This window comes from Rhodobacteraceae bacterium D3-12, assembly GCA_025916135.1.
Classification (GTDB): domain Bacteria; phylum Pseudomonadota; class Alphaproteobacteria; order Rhodobacterales; family Rhodobacteraceae; genus JAKGBX01.
Window position 1 is genome coordinate 4,119,433 of record CP104793.1, and the last position, 20,771, is coordinate 4,140,203.

The 20,771-nt window shown below is 58.9% G+C and carries 21 protein-coding genes and 1 pseudogene; 6 read left to right on the forward strand and 16 right to left on the reverse strand.

Features of this window, described 5'->3' with window-relative positions; translation table 11 throughout:
• Nucleotides 1-13 precede the first annotated feature (13 nt).
• The 5 genes from N4R57_20195 to hisI form a co-directional block, all read right to left on the reverse strand.
• Nucleotides 14-406: a DUF3307 domain-containing protein gene (locus N4R57_20195; GenBank protein UYV37243.1), complete on the reverse strand. Its 393-nt coding sequence runs from the start codon at nt 404-406 to the stop codon at nt 14-16.
• Nucleotides 406-2,268, reverse strand: a complete 1,863-nt coding sequence (locus tag N4R57_20200) for a patatin-like phospholipase family protein (GenBank protein ID UYV37244.1) — start codon at nt 2,266-2,268, stop codon at nt 406-408. The genes N4R57_20195 and N4R57_20200 overlap by 1 nt, the downstream gene beginning before the upstream one ends.
• 319 nt (nt 2,269-2,587) lie before the next feature.
• Nucleotides 2,588-2,842, reverse strand: a complete 255-nt coding sequence (locus tag N4R57_20205) for a hypothetical protein (protein UYV37245.1) — start codon at nt 2,840-2,842, stop codon at nt 2,588-2,590.
• A 7-nt stretch (nt 2,843-2,849) separates the two neighbouring features.
• A complete protein-coding gene (gene ribD, locus N4R57_20210) occupies nt 2,850-3,527 on the reverse strand; it encodes a bifunctional diaminohydroxyphosphoribosylaminopyrimidine deaminase/5-amino-6-(5-phosphoribosylamino)uracil reductase RibD (GenBank protein UYV37246.1) in 678 nt (225 codons plus the stop codon).
• A 23-nt stretch (nt 3,528-3,550) separates the two neighbouring features.
• The gene (hisI, locus tag N4R57_20215) at nt 3,551-4,024 is read right to left on the reverse strand and encodes a phosphoribosyl-AMP cyclohydrolase (protein ID UYV37247.1); all 474 of its coding nucleotides are present in this window, start codon (nt 4,022-4,024) and stop codon (nt 3,551-3,553) included.
• 92 nt (nt 4,025-4,116) lie between these two features.
• On the opposite strand from hisI, the gene N4R57_20220 reads away from it, so the two are divergent.
• The 5 genes from N4R57_20220 to N4R57_20240 all read left to right on the forward strand — a co-directional run bounded on the left by N4R57_20220 (nt 4,117) and on the right by N4R57_20240 (nt 9,981).
• A complete protein-coding gene (locus tag N4R57_20220) occupies nt 4,117-5,265 on the forward strand; it encodes a GTP-binding protein (protein UYV37248.1) in 1,149 nt (382 codons plus the stop codon).
• A 166-nt stretch (nt 5,266-5,431) separates the two neighbouring features.
• Nucleotides 5,432-7,354, forward strand: coding sequence for a threonine--tRNA ligase (thrS, locus tag N4R57_20225; protein ID UYV37249.1), 1,923 nt, complete (start codon nt 5,432-5,434; stop codon nt 7,352-7,354).
• 83 nt (nt 7,355-7,437) lie between these two features.
• Nucleotides 7,438-7,911, forward strand: coding sequence for a phosphoribosyl-AMP cyclohydrolase (locus N4R57_20230; protein ID UYV37250.1), 474 nt, complete (start codon nt 7,438-7,440; stop codon nt 7,909-7,911).
• 44 nt (nt 7,912-7,955) lie between these two features.
• Nucleotides 7,956-8,660 carry a DUF1826 domain-containing protein gene (locus tag N4R57_20235; protein ID UYV37251.1) on the forward strand — a complete coding sequence of 235 codons (705 nt, stop codon included), beginning with the start codon at nt 7,956-7,958 and terminating at the stop codon, nt 8,658-8,660.
• Nucleotides 8,661-8,886: 226 nt separating this feature from the next.
• A complete protein-coding gene (locus N4R57_20240) occupies nt 8,887-9,981 on the forward strand; it encodes an HPP family protein (GenBank protein UYV39633.1) in 1,095 nt (364 codons plus the stop codon).
• Nucleotides 9,982-10,555: 574 nt separating this feature from the next.
• Here the strand turns inward: N4R57_20240 and N4R57_20245 are convergent.
• The 6 genes from N4R57_20245 to N4R57_20270 all read right to left on the reverse strand — a co-directional run bounded on the left by N4R57_20245 (nt 10,556) and on the right by N4R57_20270 (nt 15,859).
• Nucleotides 10,556-11,725, reverse strand: a complete 1,170-nt coding sequence (locus N4R57_20245; protein UYV37252.1) for a CoA transferase — start codon at nt 11,723-11,725, stop codon at nt 10,556-10,558.
• The gene (locus N4R57_20250) at nt 11,718-11,903 is read right to left on the reverse strand and encodes a hypothetical protein (protein ID UYV37253.1); all 186 of its coding nucleotides are present in this window, start codon (nt 11,901-11,903) and stop codon (nt 11,718-11,720) included. Before N4R57_20250 ends, N4R57_20245 begins: the two co-directional genes overlap by 8 nt.
• Nucleotides 11,896-13,821, reverse strand: a complete 1,926-nt coding sequence (locus N4R57_20255) for a TRAP transporter fused permease subunit (protein UYV37254.1) — start codon at nt 13,819-13,821, stop codon at nt 11,896-11,898. Before N4R57_20255 ends, N4R57_20250 begins: the two co-directional genes overlap by 8 nt.
• Before the next feature lie 42 nt (nt 13,822-13,863).
• Nucleotides 13,864-14,847: a TAXI family TRAP transporter solute-binding subunit gene (locus tag N4R57_20260; protein UYV37255.1), complete on the reverse strand. Its 984-nt coding sequence runs from the start codon at nt 14,845-14,847 to the stop codon at nt 13,864-13,866.
• 63 nt (nt 14,848-14,910) lie between these two features.
• Nucleotides 14,911-15,366, reverse strand: coding sequence for a MaoC family dehydratase (locus N4R57_20265; GenBank protein UYV37256.1), 456 nt, complete (start codon nt 15,364-15,366; stop codon nt 14,911-14,913).
• 13 nt (nt 15,367-15,379) lie between these two features.
• Nucleotides 15,380-15,859: a MaoC family dehydratase gene (locus tag N4R57_20270; GenBank protein UYV37257.1), complete on the reverse strand. Its 480-nt coding sequence runs from the start codon at nt 15,857-15,859 to the stop codon at nt 15,380-15,382.
• A 162-nt stretch (nt 15,860-16,021) separates the two neighbouring features.
• Between N4R57_20270 and N4R57_20275 the strand changes: the two genes are divergently transcribed.
• The gene (locus tag N4R57_20275; GenBank protein UYV37258.1) at nt 16,022-16,672 is read left to right on the forward strand and encodes a helix-turn-helix domain-containing protein; all 651 of its coding nucleotides are present in this window, start codon (nt 16,022-16,024) and stop codon (nt 16,670-16,672) included.
• A gap of 405 nt (nt 16,673-17,077) precedes the next feature.
• On the opposite strand, the gene N4R57_20280 is transcribed toward N4R57_20275, so the two are convergent.
• The 5 genes and pseudogenes from N4R57_20280 to N4R57_20300 all read right to left on the reverse strand — a co-directional run bounded on the left by N4R57_20280 (nt 17,078) and on the right by N4R57_20300 (nt 20,765).
• Nucleotides 17,078-17,821 (reverse strand): ABC transporter permease, encoded by a 744-nt coding sequence (locus N4R57_20280; protein UYV37259.1) that lies wholly within the window; start codon nt 17,819-17,821, stop codon nt 17,078-17,080.
• Nucleotides 17,818-18,471: a TenA family protein gene (locus tag N4R57_20285; GenBank protein ID UYV37260.1), complete on the reverse strand. Its 654-nt coding sequence runs from the start codon at nt 18,469-18,471 to the stop codon at nt 17,818-17,820. Before N4R57_20285 ends, N4R57_20280 begins: the two co-directional genes overlap by 4 nt.
• Nucleotides 18,468-19,150: pseudogene (locus tag N4R57_20290) on the reverse strand (ABC transporter ATP-binding protein). The gene N4R57_20285 and the pseudogene N4R57_20290 overlap by 4 nt, the downstream one beginning before the upstream one ends.
• Nucleotides 19,151-19,164: 14 nt before the next feature.
• Complete coding sequence (gene tenA, locus N4R57_20295; GenBank protein UYV37261.1) at nt 19,165-19,833, reverse strand: thiaminase II; 669 nt, start codon at nt 19,831-19,833, stop codon at nt 19,165-19,167.
• Nucleotides 19,830-20,765, reverse strand: a complete 936-nt coding sequence (locus tag N4R57_20300) for an ABC transporter substrate-binding protein (GenBank protein ID UYV37262.1) — start codon at nt 20,763-20,765, stop codon at nt 19,830-19,832. Before N4R57_20300 ends, tenA begins: the two co-directional genes overlap by 4 nt.
• Between the last annotated feature and the right edge of the window lie 6 nt (nt 20,766-20,771).

Consider the following 20,771-nt stretch of genomic DNA (forward strand, 5'->3'; position numbering starts at 1 on the left):
AAAACAAGAAAACTCACCCGCCGACCAAAACCGCAATCATCGCCACATACGTCAACTGATGCAGCCATTGATCGAGCCCTTGAAGATGCCAAAACCGCGCCATTTCAGGGGTTAAACCATTGCGTTTGTTTATAAACTCTTTCGTCCAATCAATGTGATAGTGAACAAGCATCTCAGCAATCACGACAACAGCAACGACGCCCCATGCCGTTCCGGCCACCCCCAGAACGCCCACCCAAAGAACGCCCAGCGTAAGCGCCCCATGTAAAAGCACATGAAGCAGACCACCGGGATGCAAATAGGTGCCTTTGTTGCGAAACATATAGGGCGTCTGAAACAGATAATCCGCAACCAGATGCTTCGTCTGAAGGGCGATCAGCAGAACAAGGGCCGCGCCAAGGCTCATCAGCGCGCGTCCGAAGACTTGCTATTGATCGCAGCGGCAACAAGCCTCAACTGCTCGGTTTTGTCGTCACTCTGCTTTGCGGCCTCGCTCAATGCGGCGCTAATGTCTTCATAGGCCTTATGGAACAACCGGCTGCCTTTGGTCCAATCCAGAAACCCCATGCCCTTCAGGGTCGAGATTTCCAGCAGGATGTCACCCTCCATCGACGTCTGTTCCAGCTGTCGACGGGACGACACAATCATCGCACGGGTCAGAATGGAAAAGATGGTCGGGTGCCGTGGTCGTCCGCGCTTGCGCCAGAACATGCGCAAAAACGCCTCGAACCGTCCCGGCAAATCCGCGTATTTCGCCTTAACCCGCCATTCCCGGCCTTGTTTGAAATTCAAAACAAGGTTCGGACCCGGCTTCAAATCGCGCATCGCAGAGATCGGCACATTGTCAAACATCGCACCGTCAACCAAAACCTCGCCTTCGTCTGTCACCATCGGTGGAAACACAGCAGGGATCGAACTTGACGCGCGCACGGCTTGCCAGAGCGGGCCACTGCGTGCGATATGCATGTCGTTTTTGGTCAGGCTCGTCGCCACAGAATAATAACTAATCGGCGTGTCTTCGATCCGCGCATCGCCGAATTGCTCCTTCAAGGCCGCGTCAATCTTGCGATGGTCGATCACGCTGTGCAAAGGCACCATCAGCTTGGACATCGCTTTACTTTTGACGAAGATTTGCTCGCATAGTTTCATGACCTCGTCAGGCGAATAGCCAAGCGCCAAAGCCGCAGCTATCGCTGCCCCGACCGACGTGCCGCCAACCATGTCGACGGTATGCCCGTGCTCCTGCAACGCCTTCAGCGCGCCCAAATGTGCGGTCCCAAACGCGCCACCCCCGCACAGCACCAAGCCGACAGCGTTCCCCGTGACAAACCGGGCCAATCGCGCGGCATCCTCTGGCGCGTCCAGCGCAAAGTGGTGATGCAAGGCAACTTCGCGCCCCGTAAGCCACGCTTGCGTGTTCTCGATCGGCGCCTCAGAGCGGTCGCGGACCAACACCAGATGTTGGTGATCCTTCAACATCGCGCCCGCCAAACCACGTTCGGCATCCGAGAGAGGCAAAGGGTCGCTCGACTCCGCCTGCTTGCCCACTAGATAAACGGTGTCGCTGTGCCCAGCGATCTGTACTGATGTCGATGCGGCGTCTGGACCTTGATCGCAAATGATCAAAGTGCGCCCATCGGCGGCATCAATCTCGGCCATCCGGCGCGCTACATCGTGGCCATCTCCTGACATCAGGGCCGTCTCTTCAGACGCATACCTGACGATCCAGTCGGAATGTGCGGCCATGGCATCGGCAAGCTTGGCACCAAATCCCTCTGGCAACTCATACCCCGGAACAGGCAGAACCACCACAAGCTCACCCGCTCTGGGGCGCAGCTTTGGGCTGGTCACAGTAACACGCGCCAGTCGTTCCGCAATGGACGCCAGAATGGTTTTATCCATGACGGGCACTTCGCGTGACAACTGATTGTATTGCTCATTCGAGAGCACCAAAACTTCACTGTCCCGCGCCGCAACAACGGTTGCCGTTCTCACGCCTCCCGCAAAGAAAGCCAGCTCTCCGATGGGCTCACCAACCCTAATCTCGGCGATTGGCCGCGCTCCGGCCGCCAAGACCGAGAACCGACCCTGCAGAACGATAAACAGATCATCCGCCGGCGCTCCTTCATGGATAAGGACCTCGCCGCGACTGACTGATCTACGGGACGCAACGGCCAGAATACGGGCCAAAGTCGGTTCATCCAGATCGCAAAATGCCGGAACATTCTGAAATATATTGATGTTTTGAACGTGCTCAGAAGTCGTCATGATTGCGGACAGCCCTGACACCAAACAGCAGGGCACAGTCGCAAGACGTCCTTTGTCGTTTTCATAGGCTAACCCTTAAAATCTAATTTGGATAACTAAGCACAGGCAAAAAGCCAGCGCCACCCGTTTTCCGATGATCTCCGTTGCGTAATGTTGCGCCATAACGCAGTGACTTGATCTTAATATTCCATCGACAAGTGAAGACTATGTGACCCAACCCCTCAAAGGTCCGAAAGATGGCTTTGGCTTCGATAGAGATGCAGTTCGTCAGGTTAGAGTCACCGCTTTCAGCATCTCAATCACCGAATTTTCTAAGCAGTCAAAGCATCTCGGCAATGTCTGAATAGGACACTTCGGAAACGGGCTTGTGGAGTGTGAAGCGGGTTTCGTGGAAGCTCAGGTTTGTTATGCGAACCTCGGTCGCCAGTCCGGGGCAAGCAGGGTCGGTGCAAACCGTTTCGCGCACCGAAACAAGACAGGCCGCCCCGCCGCCAAGGCGTTCCCTGACCAACCGCTTGATGCGTTGCGTGTGCCACAGGGTTTTTGCGGTTTGCATCGGAGTGCGCTCTGTCATGCCACCCCTATTCAACCTCGGCGCTCTCGGTGCGCAGCAATGCTCTGGCAACGCGGTCCTGAGCAGAGACAGCAACGCTGGTCAGCCCGATATCGGCCAATCTGGCGAGCAGACCCAACTCTGCACCGCTGGGGATCGCCTCCGTTTTAACGCCCTCTGGGGTTCTGCTATGCAATGAAAGACAACCGCCGCGCGTTGAAAGCAGCGCGTCTGCGCCCTCGGGGATGGTCTCGATCTCGCGCTCGATCACCATCACCTCCGGTTGCCCTGTTCGGATGCGATGGAAGAACCCCGACATCACCTGCGCTGCCTCCTCTGCACCAAGCCCGACCGAAACCTCGATCCCGGCGTTTCTAAGCCGCTCAAACCCGCCGCCGTTTACCCGTGGATCGGGGTCTTGAATGGCACAAACGACGCGGCGCACAGCTGACGCGATGATCGCATCCGTGCACGGCGGGGTTTTGCCCCAGTGACAGCAAGGTTCCAGCGTCACGTAAAGGCTCGCACCTTTGGGGCTCACGTCGCGCCGTGCCGTGGCGCGCTCGATTGCGGCGCGCTCTGCGTGGGGGCGGCCACCGGGATGGGTGGCTGCCTCTGCCAGAACCGCACCATCTTTGACCAATACGCAGCCCACCGGCGGATTGGGCCAAACATATTTGGCCCCGCGCACCCTTAGCCAGCGCAAGGGCGCGTTGCATCCAACGGGTGTCAGAGCTGGGTTGGGTTCGGCGCATCGCCATACATCGCCACCGGATCGAATGTCTTGTGGTCTTCGCGGAAAGTCAGCGCATCACCCGCCTGCGCACCATGCGGCACCGCCCGATAAAAGCAGGACCGATACCCAACATGACAGGACGCACCGGACCCGCTTACTTCAACCCGCAGCCATAGCGCATCCTGATCGTCGTCAATACGTGCTTCAACAACCTTTTGAACCAACCCGGACGAGGCCCCCTTGTGCCACAGCACCTGCCGCGAGCGGCTGAAATAATGCGCCTCACCCGTGTCTATGGTCAGCCGAAAGGCGTCCTCGTTCATCCAACCAAGCATCAGCACTTCACCAGTAGCGGCATCTGTCGTAATGCAGGGCATCAAACCATCTTCGCCAAACTTGGGCGCAAGATCCGTGCCTTCTTCGACCTGTTCAACGGTCTGGCGGGGGTGAAACTCCAATTTCGTCATTTCGGTCTCTTTGGCTCCCTTGCAGTGCAGAATGTTATAACATATCACTGCGTGACGGAAAGCGACTATATTGTAAAGAGGCACGCTCCAGAATGGCACCAGAAGATAAACGCATTCCAGTCACCTTGTTGACGGGGTTCTTGGGGGCCGGGAAAACAACGCTGCTCAACCACCTGATACGCGATCCCGAGGCCGGGCGGATTGCTGTCATAATGAATGAATTCGGGGATGTCGGCCTTGATCACGACCTGATCGAAGAGCTCACCGAAGAGGTCGTATTGCTGCCCTCGGGGTGCCTCTGTTGTGCGGTCTTGGGCGATCTTGCCAAGACGTTCGAAGCATTGCTCGACAAACGCGATGCCGGAACGGTCGATTTCGACAGGATCGTGATCGAAACCAGCGGCATCGCTGATCCGGGGCCGATCGTTCATAGTATGGTCACAGAGCGTCTTATCGCACAGGCTTTCCGCTTGGATGGTGTTGTGACGCTGGCCGATGCGGCAACGGGCATGAAGACGCTCGACCAACAATTCGAAGCGGTTCACCAAGTCGCTATCGCCGACCTTTTGATCCTGTCCAAAACCGATCTGGTCGATCCATTTGATCTATCCCGCTTCGAAAACCGGCTAGAGGGGCTTAACGCCTCGGCCCGGCGCATCCATGCAGACCACGGAAAAGTGCCCGTCGGGGCGCTGTTCGGCCTGTCCGCGATGCGCGAAGGCGTGACATCCTCGGATGTCGATAGCTGGCTCGGGCTGTCGTCGGAACCGGCCAAACCCGATCCGCTGGCGGGTCTTTCGGGCTTCGCGGCCAAGCCCGCGACACAGGCAACCTTTAGCCCCACGCCGTCCACGGCGCATGACCGGCACGATCACAAAATTGCTTCTGCGTCCATCGAAGTGACAGACCCCATTCCCGCAGATGTTTTTGACTTCTGGCTCGACACGTTAATCACACTCAAAGGCCCGGACATCCTGCGAATGAAAGGCATCTTGCATGTCGAAGGCTTGCAGTATCCGTTTGTCTTTCACGGGGTCCAGCACATCTTCGACACGCCGGTGCCGCTCAAAAGCTGGTCAGGCGACGACACCACAAGCCGCGTCGTTGTCATCGCGCGCAACATTGAAGAGCCAGAGCTCAAGCGCAGCCTTGATGTGCTTCTGATGCGCCCCGAAGAAGGCGCCGCCGGAGAGAGCCTACCCGGCGGCATGATGGTCGACACCGCCAGCAAGCAGGTCTGAGCGATGCTTGCCCGCTTCACCCACCCCAAGACACCCGACTGCGCCAGCGGCACTTTGCGGCCTCATCGGCGGTTTTTTCGTCCGGGCGATGACCCTGCCGCTGCAATCAACCGGGCGGGAAAAGCCATAGCCCGCGATCCTAACTCTCACTAAGAAAGCCCCCGGAATGATCCAAATTCGCCTGCCCGATGGCGCAACCCGCGCGCTTGATCCTGCCAGCACTGCCGCCGATCTTGCGGCATCCATCAGCCCGAGCCTTGCCAAACGCACGGTGGCCGCAGTTGTAAATGGCGAGGTCTGCGATCTGGCGGCAACGCTGCCCGATGGGGCAACGGTGGAATTGATGCCGCGCGATGATCCGCGCGCGCTGGAGCTGATCCGCCACGACCTCGCCCATGTCTTGGCCGAAGCAGTGCAAGCCCTCTGGCCCGGCACCAAAACAGCGATCGGCCCCGCGATCGAACATGGCTTTTACTATGATTTCGAGCGCGACACGCCGTTCACCCCCGAAGACCTGCCCGTCATCGAAAAGAAGATGCGCCAGATCATCGCAGCCAAGACGCCGTTCACGTGCCAAGAATGGTCCCGCGAGGAGGCACAACAGCATTTTGAAGCAGCAGGCGAGCCTTACAAACTGGCCCTGCTCGACGCGATCCCCCAAGGCGAGGCGGTCAAAATCTACCGTCAGGGCGACTGGCTTGACCTTTGCCGTGGTCCGCATATGCGCAGCACCGGCGACGCGGGCAGCGCCTTCAAGCTGACCCGTGTGGCGGGGGCCTACTGGCGCGGTGACAGCAACAACCAGATGCTCAGCCGGATTTACGGCGTGGCCTTTGCCGACAAAGCCGCACTCGATGCGCATATGGTGATGCTGGCCGAGGCCGAAAAGCGCGATCACCGCAGGTTGGGCCGCGAGATGAACCTGTTTCATTTTGAAGAGGTCGCGCCCGGCTCGGTCTTCTGGCACCCCAAAGGCTGGCGGTTGTTCCAAACGCTGATCGGCTACATGCGCGACCGTCAGGAGGACGCAGGCTATGTCGAGGTAAACTCCCCCGACATCATGGACCGCGCCCTTTGGGAGACCTCCGGCCATTGGCAGAACTATCGCGAAAACATGTTCCTCGCCAAGACCGAGGATGACCGCGACTATGCGCTAAAGCCGATGAACTGCCCCGGCCATATGCTGATCTACGGACAAGGCGTCAAAAGCTATCGCGACCTGCCTTTGAAGATCGCCGAATTCGGCAAAGTGCATCGGTATGAGCCCTCGGGCGCGCTACACGGCCTCTTGCGGGTGCGCAGCTTCACACAGGATGACGCGCATATCTATTGCACGCCCGAACAGCTGACCGAGGAATGCCTCAAGGTTAACGATCTGGTCCTGTCGATCTATCGCGATTTCGGGTTTGACGATGTGCGCATCAAACTGTCGACACGCCCTGAAAACCGCATCGGCAGCGATGAAAGCTGGGACAAATCCGAAGACGCGCTGCGCGAAGCGCTGGATCAAGCGGGCCACCCCTACACGATCTTCGAAGGCGAAGGCGCGTTTTACGGGCCCAAGCTGGAATACGTCCTGCGCGATGCCATCGGGCGCGATTGGCAATGCGGCACGCTTCAGGTCGACTTCAACCTGCCGGAACGCTTCGGCACGACCTATGTTGCCCCGTCGGGCGACAAGCTGGCCCCGGTCATGCTGCATCGGGCGCTCTTTGGCTCGCTCGAACGCTTCACCGGCATTCTGATCGAACACCACGCCGGACACCTGCCGCTCTGGCTCGCGCCGGTGCAAGCGGTGGTGGCCACCGTGACGGGTGCCGCCGATGATTGGGCGAACGAGGTCACAGCCGCGTTGAAAGCCGCCGGGCTCAGGGTCGAGGCCGACCTACGCAACGAAAAGATCGGCTACAAAGTGCGCGAACATGCGCTGCAAAAGATCCCCGTGCAGATCGCCCTCGGCGGGCGAGAGGCCGAGGAACAAACCGTCACCATCCGCCGCCACGGCACCGACAAAACCCAAACCGTGCCGCTGGACGTCGCGGTGCAGGCACTGGTCGCCGAGGCGCAACCGCCCAGCGGTAAAAACTAATCGCCGCCCCCACAAACCAAGCCGCGCCCCTCACGCAACTCAACGCAGGCCAACTGAGCCATAACAGTAAACAGGAAACCCTCTTGCAGATCACCCAAACCGAGATCGAACAAGCCCTCACCATCTGGGGCAATGGTAAAATCACCATTTCAAAGGCATTCGAGGAGGGCGGCATCGACGCCGCCCGCAAGGTCGCTTCATCCAATATCGACACCTATTATGGCTACAACCTTGGGCCGGTCCTTTTCAAACCGACCATGGCAAGCGGCAAACAGACCTTCCGCCCGACCAAAGCAGGTGCGCTGGCCTATTTCTGCGGCCACTCCGAAGACTACCCGCTCGACAACGGTTTCGCGATCATGGGCTGGCGGGCATGCGAAAGCATCACCTCGACCACATTCATACAGGGTGATGTCGCGATGTGGATGGGCTGGATCAAGCTGACCAACAAGGACGGTTCCGTCACCACGGTCGACAAAAGCTTCGGCTACAAAAAGGACGCGGCAGGCACCCTGCGCATCGTCCTGCACCATTCATCATTGCCCTACCAGCCATAGGTCAAGACGCCCGAAGCCAATACCCAGACAACGGAGACCGCCCGATGTTTCTCAAAAAGATTAGCAGCAGTCTCGCAAGGCCCACACTCGACGACTGCACAACGACAGTCTCCGCGCCCGAAGGCCTCTCTGCCATTCACCAACCGACCTGCGCCGCAACGGTTTGGCAACGTGACCCGCTACCGCGGTTCCAGCGTTGGATTGATGCTCTGCCGCCGGAGCAATTGCCAAAAACGCGCATGATCCTTCGCCCCGAAGCCGTCTGTGATGCGCTGATTCATGCCACCCGCGAACAAGGCATGCCGGAGTGTTCCGACCGCAACCTCTTGATCGAAGACGCCTCCGCACTGTCCTCTATCTTTGCAAGCGTTATGAACAGCGCCTACATCAGGCTGCGGCTTGATGTGGTTAACACAAATGCCTGTCGCAAATTCCACATTGATGCCGTAACGGCCCGACTGGTCTGCACCTATCGCGGAACCGGGACGCATTATGGCCTTTCCGAAAACGGCCACGACCCTCAAGAGATCATGACCGTGCCGACCGGCTCAGCGATTGTCCTGCGCGGAACACGCTGGCCGGAATCACCGCTTTCGGGCTTGCTGCATCGCTCCCCCCGATTGCCGGCACAGGTGAAACCAGACTGCTGTTGGTGCTCGACCCGGTTGAAACCCCGGACGAAGACGCCGAGAGCGCATATTTGCACTGATTTAGATGTCATAGGGCTGTCGCCCCACAGCCCGCCATGAGCCGCCCCTAAAAGCCTAGACACCAGCCTCGCTCATTTCTTTTGCCTGTTTAACAGTCAACCGGTTGCCCCCTCCACGCGCGCCCGCAGTTATCTGATCCAAACCAAAAGAGGCTCGACCTAACAATCTGTCTGTGCTCATACCAGCCGTGACAGATGGAGCCGCGAAATTGCATATTCTAAGATCACTCGGCCCGGTCGTAGCCCGCGTTTCAGTCATCGAAGCCATGCGGGCAGGGCTAGGGGCATTTATCAGTCTGCTGCTCATCGGTCTGTTGCTTTTGTCGCCCCATATCGACCCGCAACTCGGCCTATACCTCGTTGCGCCCTTCGGCGCTTCATCGGTGCTCCTATTTGCCGTGCCAAACTCTCCTCTGGCCCAGCCATGGTCGGCGATTGGTGGCAACACTGTCGCGGCGATTGTGGCTGTGGCGGTCTGCCTTGCCGTAACCGATCCGACCCTGCGGGTTGCGCTCGCAGTTGGCCTCGCAATCACCGCCACCATCCTGTGCCGCGCACTCCATCCCCCGGCCGGTGCCGTCGCCATGACAGCCGCCATGTCCCCGGATGCGATTGCAGAGTTGGGCTTTTGGTTCGCGCTTACGCCCATCGCCTTGGGAACCACTGTCCTGGTGGTGCTCGCAACACTATATGCGCGGCTCACCGGACGGCGTTACCCATTCCGGCAGTTCGATGATCCAAGCACACACGGAACAGAAGACCGCAATCCCGCAGAACGGCTCGGACTATCAGAAGACGAACTCACCGGTATCCTCGAACGATATAGCCAGTCGTTCAACCTTGGCGTCGAGGATCTGGCCCGACTGATCGGCGCGGCAGAGCTACAAGTCGCCGCGCACTCTTCAAGCCCCCTCACAGCTCAGGATATTATGTCCCACGACCTGGTCATGGTCCGCCCAGACACCCCTTTGGGCGAGATCGCAGACCTGTTCAGACAACACCGGTTCGCTTCCCTTCCTGTCGTCGGGCCGGACAATACGTTCTTGGGTATCATTTTTCAGATGAACCTCATCAGCAAGGCACGCTCCGATGCTCTACGACTGGACCGGGGATATCGGGCTGCGCTCCGGCGTCTTCTAGACTCAAACCGTGATAAACCTATGAAAGCTCGCGACATCATGAACGTCACTGGCCCCCGCGCCAACAGCGATACGGCGATTGGCGCCTTGCTCCCTATGATGGCGGACGGAGAAACAGATGCGGTTCCCATTCTAGAGCACGAAAAGATCGTCGGCATCGTTACTCGGACCGACCTCATCGCAGCGCTCGCACGAAGCGCCGCACGAGGCGATCACGCCTGAGCGTCTAAGTCGCTGTTGGGCGTTTCGTTTTCCAGCGAGGCGCTGATGTTTTTCACGGCATTGCGTTCTTGATATGGATTGCCGCGCGAATGTTGAGTGCCATCCGCGCCCCACCTGTGCCCCGCTTTTCCAAGCACTGCATCTAATTTGGCTACAACCTTCCCCTCAGTCGCTTCCGTGAAGTGATCAAACAAAAACTGAGACGCGTACAAAGCGAATTAGTGTTAACTCGCGCGGCTGATCGCTAGAGGCGCCCATCGCTCGGAGCGAGCCTGCGCGCCGAGCTGCGGTTGCCACAGCAGATCGTCTCGGAATGCTGGTTGTAGTGTATCTCAGCTCGAAAAGCCGTTTCCCAGGCCTCCAAAAGCTCCGGTTGAGCGGGCGGTGCGTCAGTAGCGAAAACTCGGGCCGAAGCCAGTGACACGGTGTGATACAACCATGATCGTGGATCAAAATCGAGTTTTCTAAACAGCCCAATGTTTGAGGAGCATCAGTCGCGGCAACGGGCTCGATTCTGCTATACGTCGTGAGTCTAAAGTTGGGCATGGTCTGACGTCGGAGTCATCGGGGATTTTTATGTTCCGCAATTGATTGCTCTTTGCTTGAGCAGAATTGCAACCTCCGACTCTGATAGGCCTGCGGAGCGCAGAGTTGCCTCTGTGTGGGCACCTACGGCAGGGCTGGGGCCGAGGTTGTCCGATGCGCCCGGCATATGCGGGGCGGGCACGCGACCAACAACGGGGTGATCGAGCCACAGGAAGGACTCCACCGCGTTGGCATGCGGGTCCGCGAGGTAGTCAGCATAGCTGTTGACGACGGCGTTCATCACATCGGCTTGCGTTAGCCTCTCGGACCAATCGGCAGAGTCGCGTTTGGCGAATTCAGCATAGAGAATTTCGTTGAGCGCGGTCTCGTTTTCGAGCCGCTCGCGGCCTGTCAGAAAGCGCGCATCGTCGATCAGCTCGGCGCGGCCCAGTACCTGACAAAGAGCAGCGAAGTGATCGTCGCGCATGGCGGTGATGTTAATTTGACCATCGCGGGTCGGATAGGCGCCGACCGGGGCATAGAGGTTGCCGATCTCGCCATTTTGCAGGTGGTATTCGATGATTTTCGGGGTTTGAAATGCGGCGGCCGCCTGCATGAGATTGCAGTCGATCCAAGCCCCGCGGCCAAAGCGCAGCTTGGCGATCATCGCCATGGCGACGGCATTGGCGCCATAGAGGCCGGTCATCACGTCCATGGCGACCATGCGCGATCTTTGCGGCGTGCCCTGGTCATTGGCATTCATCGTCATCCAGCCTGAAAACGCCTGAATCACAGCGTCGGTGACGGGGCGGTCTACATAGGGGCCTTGCTGACCAAAGCCGGAGATCGAAAGGTAGATTAGGCCGGGATTCAGAGCCGATAGCGCCTCATAGGACAGCCCGAGCCGCGCCATCACGCCGGGGCGAAAGCTCTCGGCGACAACATCAGCGGAGCGCACGAGGGTTTTCACGGCCTTGAGAACCTCGGGGTTTTTCAGATCGACGGCCATGCTTTTCTTGCCCCGGTTGAAGGCGATCGAATGGGCTGTGTGTTCTTCGTAAGCTCGGCCGAGCGTGCGGCCCCATTCCCCTTGTAATGGTTCGATCTTGAGCACCTCGGCGCCGTGGAGCGCCATGATCTGGGTAGCATGCGGTCCAGCGACCCCAGCGGTGAAATCCAGAACCTTCAGCCCGGAGAACGCACTCTGCAAATCAGTCATCGTTTTGGTCCGGTTGTTTGCGCGCCTGATGTAGCCAGACGAGGGCGACAACGGCGAAGAAGACGATACACCCGAGGTAGTACAGGAAGTCCCGGAAGTGGATACCAAGCCATGCCGGCACCACAGCGAGAGCCAGAACCGGCAGGAAAGTGAGCCATTGGAGAAGAAAATTAGGCAATCGTTTGCTCCCTGTCTGTATGGCGCAGCCGGACCCACAGCCCCGAGAGAACGACGGCTGCCAGCAACATTGTTTGCCATGTCGGCACGATGAACAGCAGCGCAACCGCGCCTAGGAGGAGCCGCTCCCAAGGGTGCAGGAGACGCCGGTAGAAGCCCTGTACCGCCGCGGCGAGGCAGATGATGCCGATGGCGGCGGTGACGCTGTCGATGAGGATGAGATACCATGCTCCCTCGAGCAGGAGGCCGGGGGTGTAGATGAACATAAAGGGGATCAGGAAGGATGCGATGCCGACCTTCACGGCCTCGATCCCGGTTGACCAGGGGTTCGAGCCGGCGATGCCGGCGGCGGCATAGGTGGTCAGCGCGACGGGCGGGGTAACGCCGGACAGGCAGCCGAAGTAGAAGATGAACAGGTTGGCAGCCATCACCGGCGCGCCCATTTCGGTGATCGAAGGGGCGACCAGAGCGGCGAGCGTGATATAGACGATGGTGGTTGTCATCCCCATGCCGAGGATTACGCAGACGATAGCCGTGATCACCAGCGCCAGCGCGAGATTGCCATCTGCCAACAGCGTCACGGCGCCCGAGACCCGCCCCGCAAGGCCGGAAAGGTCCATCGACCCGATGATGATACCGGCCGCGGCACAAGCCATCACGATCGGAATAGTTGCCCGGATACCGGTTTCGAGCGCGGCGCAGAGATCGCCGGGTGTGAGGCGTGTTTGCGCGCGAAAGAGCGTCACGATCACGGTCAGCACCAGCGCCGTCGCCCCGGCGATCATCGGAGTAAAGCCGAACAGCAGAAAGCCGATGATCGCGCCAAAGGCGATGAGGATGGGCCAGCCTTCGCGCAGGGTGATCCATGCGCTGGGCAGGTCCTTGCGCGGGACGCCGGTCAACCCGGCCTTGCCGGCCTGAAAATGGATCATGGCGAGGATCGAGATGAAATAGAGCAGCGCCGGGATCGCCGCCGCCAAGACCACATCGCGATAGCTGACCCCGGGGATATACATCGGGATGATAAAGGCCGCCGCGCCCATCACCGGCGGTACGATCTGGCCGCCGTTTGAGGCCATCGCCTCGACCGAGGCGGCAAATCGGGGGGTGAAGCCCGAGCTTTTCATCAGCGGGATGGTGAAGGAACCGGTTGTTACGACATTTGCTGTGGTGCTGCCCGATAGCGTCCCATAGAGGCCAGAGGCCAGCGCCGCCGCCTTGGCCGCGCCGCCGGACATCCACCCAGTCGCGGCAAAGGCAATGTCGGTAAAGAAGGTGCCCGCGCCGGACCTGACCAGCACCGCGCCATAAAGCATGAAGATGACGATGAAAGAGGATGATACGGCGATGGGCACCCCGAGCATGCCGTCAAGGTCGACGGTCAGGTAGCCGATCAGCGAGGAAAACCGCGTTGGCGCGGCAAGGAATATCGAGGGGAAATGATCCGAGTAGAGGGCGTGGAACATGAAGAGCGCCGGCAGGATGACCAGCGCGATGCCAACCGTGCGGCGGACCGCTTCGAGCACGAGGAGAACGAGGATCGTGCCGCTCACCACGTCGCCGCGGTTGGGAAAGCTGGAGCGCGAGGCGAGGGCATCGACGTCTTGCATCCGGTAGAGGAGCACGCCCACGGCACAAGTGATCAGCGTTAGGTCGATGACGGAGGTCCAGCGGAGTTTATCGTGCCATGCGCGCCGGCCCAACGGATAGAACAGGAAGGCGAGCACGAGGAACAGGGTGATATGCACCGTGCGGTGGCGAAACGCTTCTGCGGTGCCGAACAAGCCGCCGAGCACGTGATACATCGCGGTCCCCAAAGAGACCGCGATGATTAAGGCGACCAACCAGGTTGGCACGGGCAGGGCCTGGCGAGACAGGTAGGCGTCGGTTGCCGATCCGGTTTCTTGTCTTTCTACCACTTTATTGGCCCTCTATCCGCTCGCGGGTTGGCGAAGGGCGCATTAATATGCGCCTTTCTCCTCCAGATACTTTTGAGCGCCCGGATGGAAGGGGATTGCCCCGCCTTTAAGCCCGACCGTCGCGTGCTTCAGCGAGAGGGACGGATCCGCACCCATGAATTTCTTGAGATCGGCGTCTTCGTAGAGGATCTTGGTCAACTCATAGACGACGGCATCGGGCACGTCCTTGTTCACAACGAAGATAGACCACATTGTCGGCACTGGGAAGTTCCCGGCGCTGCCCTTGTAGGGGTCGGCGGGATAGGTCATTTCGACATAGGCGCCAGCCGGAGTAAGCTTGGGCAGGATGCGGTCGACCTCTTCCTGAGTATAGGGGACAATCTTGATCCCCGGCTGTTCGTTGAGCTTTAGCAGAAGCGGGCTGGGCGCAGAGGCGTAATACATGAACGCATCAAGGCGGCGGTCGGCCATCATGTTGGTCACATCGCCAAAGCCGAGAAACTGCATCTGGCCGCCGTTTGCCGACAGACTCTCTTCGGTGATGCCGAATTCGTTCAAGATCTGCATTGCGATTGCGGCGGTTGACCACGCGCGCTTGCCGGGGCTGACGACCTTGCCTTGAAGGTCCTGCATTTTTTCGATGCCCGACCCGTCACGGGCCACGGCGTGCAGATAGGCCGGATAGAAGGTGCCCACGACACGCGCGTCCTGCCATTTCTGGTCGAAGCTGCCCTCGCCGTTCCAGGCCTGAATGGAGGTGGGTGAGAAGCTGAAGCCCATTTGAGCGTCGCCCGAGCTGACCAGCTTGTGATTCACGTTGGAGCCACCGGGCACATGGCTGACGGCCATTCCGGGAAAGGCCTTGCCGAGCTTGTCGGACAACTGGGTGCCGAATGTGTGCCACAGCCCGCCAGGTGAGGTGGAGACGATCTTGAAGAATTTCGGCACGTCTTCGGCCATGGCCATGGCCGGAAGTGTCGCGATAGCCAGCGCCATAGCGCCGCGTTTTGCAAGTGTCTTGATCATTGTATTTCCTCCCAATTTTGTTTGTGTCTATCCCTGACAGGCAGGCATGCGCCTGCCTGCTCCTCATCCAGGGATGGTCTCTCGAAATTCTGCGAGCGCATGACCGGTTGCGACCGGCTCTCCGTTCTGGTTGCGAACGACAACGTCGAACTGGACCCACTGGCCGCCGTCGGTCGGGTTTTTTCGGCTAACGGTGGCTTCGGGCGTGATTGTATCGCCCAGTTTGACCGGTTTGATCCAACGCGTTTCGAGCCGCCGGTGGTATCCGCCGCGCGGGATCAACCAATCGGTCAGCGTGCGGGTGATCAGAGCAAAGTTCTGCATGCCATGCATGATCACGCTGCCGAAGGACGTGCCGCCGAAGTCGTTTTTCTCCATCCAGTCGGGATCGAAATGCAGCGGGTTATAGTCCAGCGAGGCGTCGCCGAAGTCCTGGATCGTGTCGGTTGTGACTGTGAAAGAGCGGCCCTCAACGACCTCGCCCAGTTCGATTTTCTCGAAGTTTTCCATAACGGTCATGCTGTGTGCCTCCTTATACCGGGCGAATGGTTTGGCCACGGCCAGAGCAGACGACCTGACCATTCTGGTTGGTGAAGAGGTTTTCGTGAACTGCGAACAACCTGTCTTTCTTGATGAATTTGTCCAACGCCGAGCCGCGCATTTCAATCGTGTCGCCGGGACGGATAGGGATATGATAATACCAGTTCTGCCCGGCGTTGATGGTCCCGGGCGAGCGCATCCAGTCCTTGGATGTCGTGCAAGCGAACATCAGCAGGATATGGATGGAGGGGGGCGCAACGATGCCTTTGTAGGGGGTGGCGCGGGCGTATTCCTCGTCGAAGTAGAGCGGATTGTCTTCGCCCACCTTGCGGGCGAAGTCCTGAATAATCTGCTTGGTCAGCGTGACGGGACGGGTTTCGCGCAACTCGCCCGGAACGATCATGTCCCATGTCGATCTGTCGTTCACCTCTTTCCAGAAATCCGTTTCGAAATCTTCGCCCATGACGTTCATGCGCATCTCCTCGCGTTGAAAATGTTTGATATTCGAACACATATCGATGTATTCAAACAGTTCGCTAGGAGGGTGCGGTGAGGTTCTACCGTCCGTCAATCCGTCGAAACGGGACAAGTTGGGAAAACGGATCATTTGTTTGAATAGAGAACAGGCGGGCCCATGACAGAGGTTGAACCATCAAATACATATGCCCAGACGTTTGCGCGCGGTCTGAAGGTCATTACGACCTTTGACGAAGGGTCGCGAATCCTGACGCTTTCTGATGTAGCCGAGCGCACGGGGGTAACGCGTTCGACGGCGCGCCGGCTTCTTCATACGCTGGTTACGCTGGGATATGCCGCGACCGACGGGAAGTACTTTTCTCTGACACCGAAGATACTGGATCTGGGGTTTGCATATTTGGCGTCCTCGGAAATCTGGCGGTTTGCCGAGGCGGATATTCAGGCGCTTGCCTCGAAGGTTGGAGAAAGTTCTTCGATTTCGGTGCTGGACGGGCATGACATCGTCTATGTGCTACGGGTTCAGACACAGCGCATTCTACGGAACTCTCTCAATGTAGGGAGCCGCGTGCCGGCGCATGCCAATTCGATGGGACGGATCCAGCTGGCACAGTTGCCTGATCGTGAACTACGCCATTACCTCGACACCGCTTATCTAGAGCCTTTTACGCCGTGGACGATCACCGAGCCGAAACGGCTTTATGAGAAGATCCGGCGCGATGGCGAGCAAGGCTGGTCCATGGTTTACCGCGAACTGGAAGAGGGGATCGCAGGGATTGCCGTTCCGATCCGCGCCGCCGGGGGCGGGTGATTGCGGCGGCGAATGTATCTCTGGCGCCGGTCCGTTTGAAGGACGCTGGCAAGCAGGAGCAGTTGATCCAGACGCTCACGGAAACGGCCGAGCGCATCCAGGGGCGGTTGTTGCAGGGGCGTAAGTGACACGGAAAACCGGTTTTCTTGTACAAAGGATGGCGACTTGGGTACGCAAATCAACAGCTTTCGCTATGTAACAACGATGCCTCATCTGTGCGGAAAAGCAATTTGTGAACCGGAATCATCAAACCTGCGCTCGACACATCTCGAGGAACGTTGGGAGCAAATCCGTCCGCCTCGCAGGTGCGTGCCACGGCAATGGAGACTTCAAACTGGCCAATTTCTTGCGCGAGCGCGTGACGACGGACATGAAGCCGAAGAGCGCGGGCAAAAGTAGGGCAGATTACGAGACCTCCGGACGGTCCAGTGTCTTTTCGCACAGCTTGTTCACGGCTGCGTGCAACAGGATCGCCAGAACCGCAAGCACGATCAGGGCGGCAAACATCAGGTCGGTTTTGGCGCGTCCATTGGCCAACAGCATCAAATACCCCAAGCCCTTCGAGGCTCCGACCCATTCGCCGATGATAGCCCCGATGGGTGCGTAAACCGCGGCCAATCGCAGACCCGATGCAAAGCCCGGCAAGGCCGCGGGTATGCGAATGTGCCACATAATCCGTGCGGGGCTTGCGCCCATCACCTTGGCCAAACCGATCCAGTCACGGTTCGTGCGCATCAGGGAGTCAAAAAATGATGACGTAACAGGAAAGTAGATGATGATGACGGTCATTGTGATCTTGGACCATAGGCCAAAGCCAAGCCAAAGGGTCAGGATCGGCGCCAAAGCAAACACTGGAACGGCTTGGCTAAAAACTAGGATGGGGCGCACCAGCGCGCGTAATGTTGGTGATGCGACCAGCCCAATGGCCGACACGAAGCCAAGCGCGGCACCCAGCACGAGGCCGATGAGCACTTCGGCCATCGTGACAAGCGCATGCTCCGCCAAAAGTGCGCGGCTTTCCCAGATTGTTTGCGTGACCAATGCAGGAGGCGGCAGGATGAAACGGGCGACACCTGTGGTCCAGATCACCGTTTGCCATAGCACCAACACCAGACAGGTCGCCGCGATGCCTGCTCGCCAACCCGTCATTTTGCGACCGCAAAACCAGCCCAGGACGCGTCAAAGAACGCGCGCTCCAATCGTACGGCTTCTGAGAAGGTCGCGGTGACCTGCGTACGTGCGGCGTCGTCCAGCGTGTCCCAAGAGGTATCCAGTTGATCGCGCAAATAGGAGACGACCTGCGCAAATCCGTCACCGGTATGGAGCGTTATCCACTCCCCCAGCCAAAACGGCAGACCCTCTGCGCGGTCTTCAAACGGAGAGGCCCAATCAAGATACATCCATTCGGCAACCACGAGAACCGACAGCATTATCTCATAGCGCCCCGAGTGGCGGGCTTGATCCATCAACTGTTGGAACGCGATCGTCTCAGGTGCAGAGGGCGCGTTTGACGGAACCTCAAGCGCTTGCAGAGATCGCAGGAAGTAGGTGTTTTCAGGACCACAGATCAAACCCAGAAATTGCGCGCCGGGCACGGCATCGGCCAATGTGGGCGCATGGGCCACGGCGGATGCCAAAAGCCGCACAAACCCTTCGATAAACTGGTAGTCCTGTTGCAAGTATCCCGCCATCTTTTCACGGCTTAGCGTCCCATCAGCCAAAGCATTGGTGAACGCATGATGCGTCGCGGCGTGCCAGTCCTCTGCGACAAGCGATTGCAGATGGTGTGTGGCGCTCATATCGGTCTCCGAAGTTGATCAAACAGATCTGTCTGCGTGCGCAGCACATCTGGCGCGTGGATGTCACGCGGGATGGGGGTAAAAGGGGCGGCAACCTCGACAAATCCTGATGGCGTCATGATCAGAATTTTCTGGCCCAAGCGCGCGGCCTCGTTGGGGTCATGGGTAACCAGCAGCACCGTGCGCCCGGCCAACAGTTCTGCGGTTAACTCCTGCATTTGGGCTCGGGTCAGCGCGTCAAGCGCCGAAAACGGTTCATCCAGCAGAACAACCGCGCGGTCTTCCATCAAGGTGCGCGCCAAAGCGACGCGTTGGCGTTGACCACCCGACAGGGCCGCAGGCGACTTATCCGCGTGATCCGCCAATCCCACCTGTGCCAGCCTGTCTCGGGCAAGGCCTTGTTCGGACGCTCTCCCCGCACGCGCGCCCCCAGCATGACATTTTCCAAGACGCTGAGCCACGGCATCAGCAAATCTTGCTGCGCCATCATAGCGACGCATCCGGTATCGCTAAGAACCCCGTCAAAAGTAACGCCCTTGGCCAGACCAGCAAAGAGGCGCAGCACCGTGGATTTACCCACACCACTCGTCCCCAAAAGGCAGGTCCAACTTTGCGGTAGCAGGGTCAGGTCCAACTGGGAAAAGATCGGCGTCCCGTCAATCGTCGCCGAACCTGTCATTCTCAGGGGCTGGTTCACGGATCCAGCCCCATGTCCCAAAATCCGACTTCCAACTGTGTGGCCATCGCAAACCGTGCCTGAAGGCTGATCCAACGCGGGCTAGTCGTTGCACCGTCGCCAATGCGCCGCGCAACCGCCCCATCCATCAGCGCGCCCACATCGCGACAGAGCTGCTGGTAGTCGTCGCTGGCATAGGTGTCGATCCAGTCGCCGTAGGTGTCCGACGTTTTTGCGGCGGCCAGATGCGCACCGATTTCACCGTAGCCCATGACACAAGGGGCCAAGGCCGCCAGCAAGTCCAGCAAATCGCCGGAATGTCCCGCATCCAGCACATAGCGGGTGTAGGCCAGATTTTCCTGGCGTTCTTGCGTTGCAAACAGCGTTGCCTCGTCGATGCCTGCCGCAGCACAGGTTTTGACATGCAGGGCGATTTCGTCGTTGATCAACCCGTTCACCGTCCCCGCAGCAAGCCGCATTTCTTCGACCGTATCGGCCTTGGTGATCGCCAAAGCCCAAGCGCGCGAAAAATGGATCAAAAAGACGTAATCCTGTTTCAGATAATGCAGGAAGGCGGCGTGCGGCAGCGTGCCGTCGCCCAAGCCCTGCACAAACGCATGACGGGTATAGGCGAGCCAAGCGGGCGTGCTATCCCGCCACGCCGCGAAGGTGGTCCCGAAGCTCATTCCGCCCCCAGATCGACCGCAAGCGCCGAGACAGGGCGCGTGCCCTCAACCAGACCGCTCTTGGCCAGAAACGCCTCGAACCTTGCGTATCGCCCTTGATCCAGCGCTTCAGGGCGCAGGGCAAAACGGGGCAGCGTGTCGACCCAAGCCTTGGCGTTTAATTCGTTGTCCAGCTCGGGCGCGTAGCCTTTGAACAGCTCCCATGAGGCGTCAGGGTTGTTGACAATGTACTGCGTCGCAAGCTCTGTGGCACGAAGGAAACGACGGACCTGACCCACATCCATGCGGTCGGGGTTCGCCACATAGATCAGCTCGTCATAGGTCGGCACGCCCTCTTCCTCGACGTAAAAACAGCGGCCCTCAACGCCTTCGATCTCCATTTGGTTCAGCTCGAAATTGCGGTAAGCGCCGATGACCGCATCAACCTGACCTGACATCAATGCCGGGCTGAGCGAGAAGTTCACATTCACCATCTGGACATCCTCCAGCCTGATACCGTGGCGGTTCAGCATAGCACTCAGAACGGCCTCTTCGACGCCCGCAACAGAGAACCCAATTGTGCCGCCCTTAAGCTGGCTGATCTCTTGAATGGGGCCGTCTTTGAGAACCAGCAGACAGTTCAGTGGCGTCGCCACCAACGTACCCACACGGATCAGCGGCAAACCCTCGGCCACGTGCAAATGCAGGCTGGGCTGATAGCTGACAGCAATGTCGCCTCGGCCCGCCGCCACCAATTTCGGCGGGGCGGACGGATCAGCGGGGGGGATAATCTCGACCTCGAGACCCTGATCGGCGAAATAACCCAGCTCTTCGGCCAAGATGATCGGCCCGTGATCGGGATTGATGAACCAATCCAGTAATAAAGTCATCTTGTCCTGAGCAAAGGCTGGTGTCGCGACGCAGATTGCCGCCGCGATGATGAGGTGTTTCATTTGGGT

What these genes read in the sequence shown, in the direction of transcription:
- N4R57_20270 (UYV37257.1), bottom strand. Translation starts at nt 15,859, where the DNA reads ATGAACGTCATGGGCGAAGATTTCGAAACGGATTTCTGGAAAGAGGTG.
- N4R57_20220 (UYV37248.1), top strand. Translation starts at nt 4,117, where the DNA reads ATGGCACCAGAAGATAAACGCATTCCAGTCACCTTGTTGACGGGGTTC.
- N4R57_20265 (UYV37256.1), bottom strand. Translation starts at nt 15,366, where the DNA reads ATGACCGTTATGGAAAACTTCGAGAAAATCGAACTGGGCGAGGTCGTT.
- N4R57_20275 (UYV37258.1), top strand. Translation starts at nt 16,022, where the DNA reads ATGACAGAGGTTGAACCATCAAATACATATGCCCAGACGTTTGCGCGC.
- tenA (UYV37261.1), bottom strand. Translation starts at nt 19,833, where the DNA reads ATGAGCTTCGGGACCACCTTCGCGGCGTGGCGGGATAGCACGCCCGCT.
- hisI (UYV37247.1), bottom strand. Translation starts at nt 4,024, where the DNA reads ATGACGAAATTGGAGTTTCACCCCCGCCAGACCGTTGAACAGGTCGAA.
- N4R57_20235 (UYV37251.1), top strand. Translation starts at nt 7,956, where the DNA reads ATGTTTCTCAAAAAGATTAGCAGCAGTCTCGCAAGGCCCACACTCGAC.
- thrS (UYV37249.1), top strand. Translation starts at nt 5,432, where the DNA reads ATGATCCAAATTCGCCTGCCCGATGGCGCAACCCGCGCGCTTGATCCT.
- N4R57_20300 (UYV37262.1), bottom strand. Translation starts at nt 20,765, where the DNA reads ATGAAACACCTCATCATCGCGGCGGCAATCTGCGTCGCGACACCAGCC.
- N4R57_20195 (UYV37243.1), bottom strand. Translation starts at nt 406, where the DNA reads ATGAGCCTTGGCGCGGCCCTTGTTCTGCTGATCGCCCTTCAGACGAAG.
- N4R57_20285 (UYV37260.1), bottom strand. Translation starts at nt 18,471, where the DNA reads ATGAGCGCCACACACCATCTGCAATCGCTTGTCGCAGAGGACTGGCAC.
- N4R57_20245 (UYV37252.1), bottom strand. Translation starts at nt 11,725, where the DNA reads ATGACTGATTTGCAGAGTGCGTTCTCCGGGCTGAAGGTTCTGGATTTC.
- N4R57_20205 (UYV37245.1), bottom strand. Translation starts at nt 2,842, where the DNA reads ATGACAGAGCGCACTCCGATGCAAACCGCAAAAACCCTGTGGCACACG.
- N4R57_20260 (UYV37255.1), bottom strand. Translation starts at nt 14,847, where the DNA reads ATGATCAAGACACTTGCAAAACGCGGCGCTATGGCGCTGGCTATCGCG.
- N4R57_20280 (UYV37259.1), bottom strand. Translation starts at nt 17,821, where the DNA reads ATGACGGGTTGGCGAGCAGGCATCGCGGCGACCTGTCTGGTGTTGGTG.
- N4R57_20200 (UYV37244.1), bottom strand. Translation starts at nt 2,268, where the DNA reads ATGACGACTTCTGAGCACGTTCAAAACATCAATATATTTCAGAATGTT.
- N4R57_20240 (UYV39633.1), top strand. Translation starts at nt 8,887, where the DNA reads ATGCGGGCAGGGCTAGGGGCATTTATCAGTCTGCTGCTCATCGGTCTG.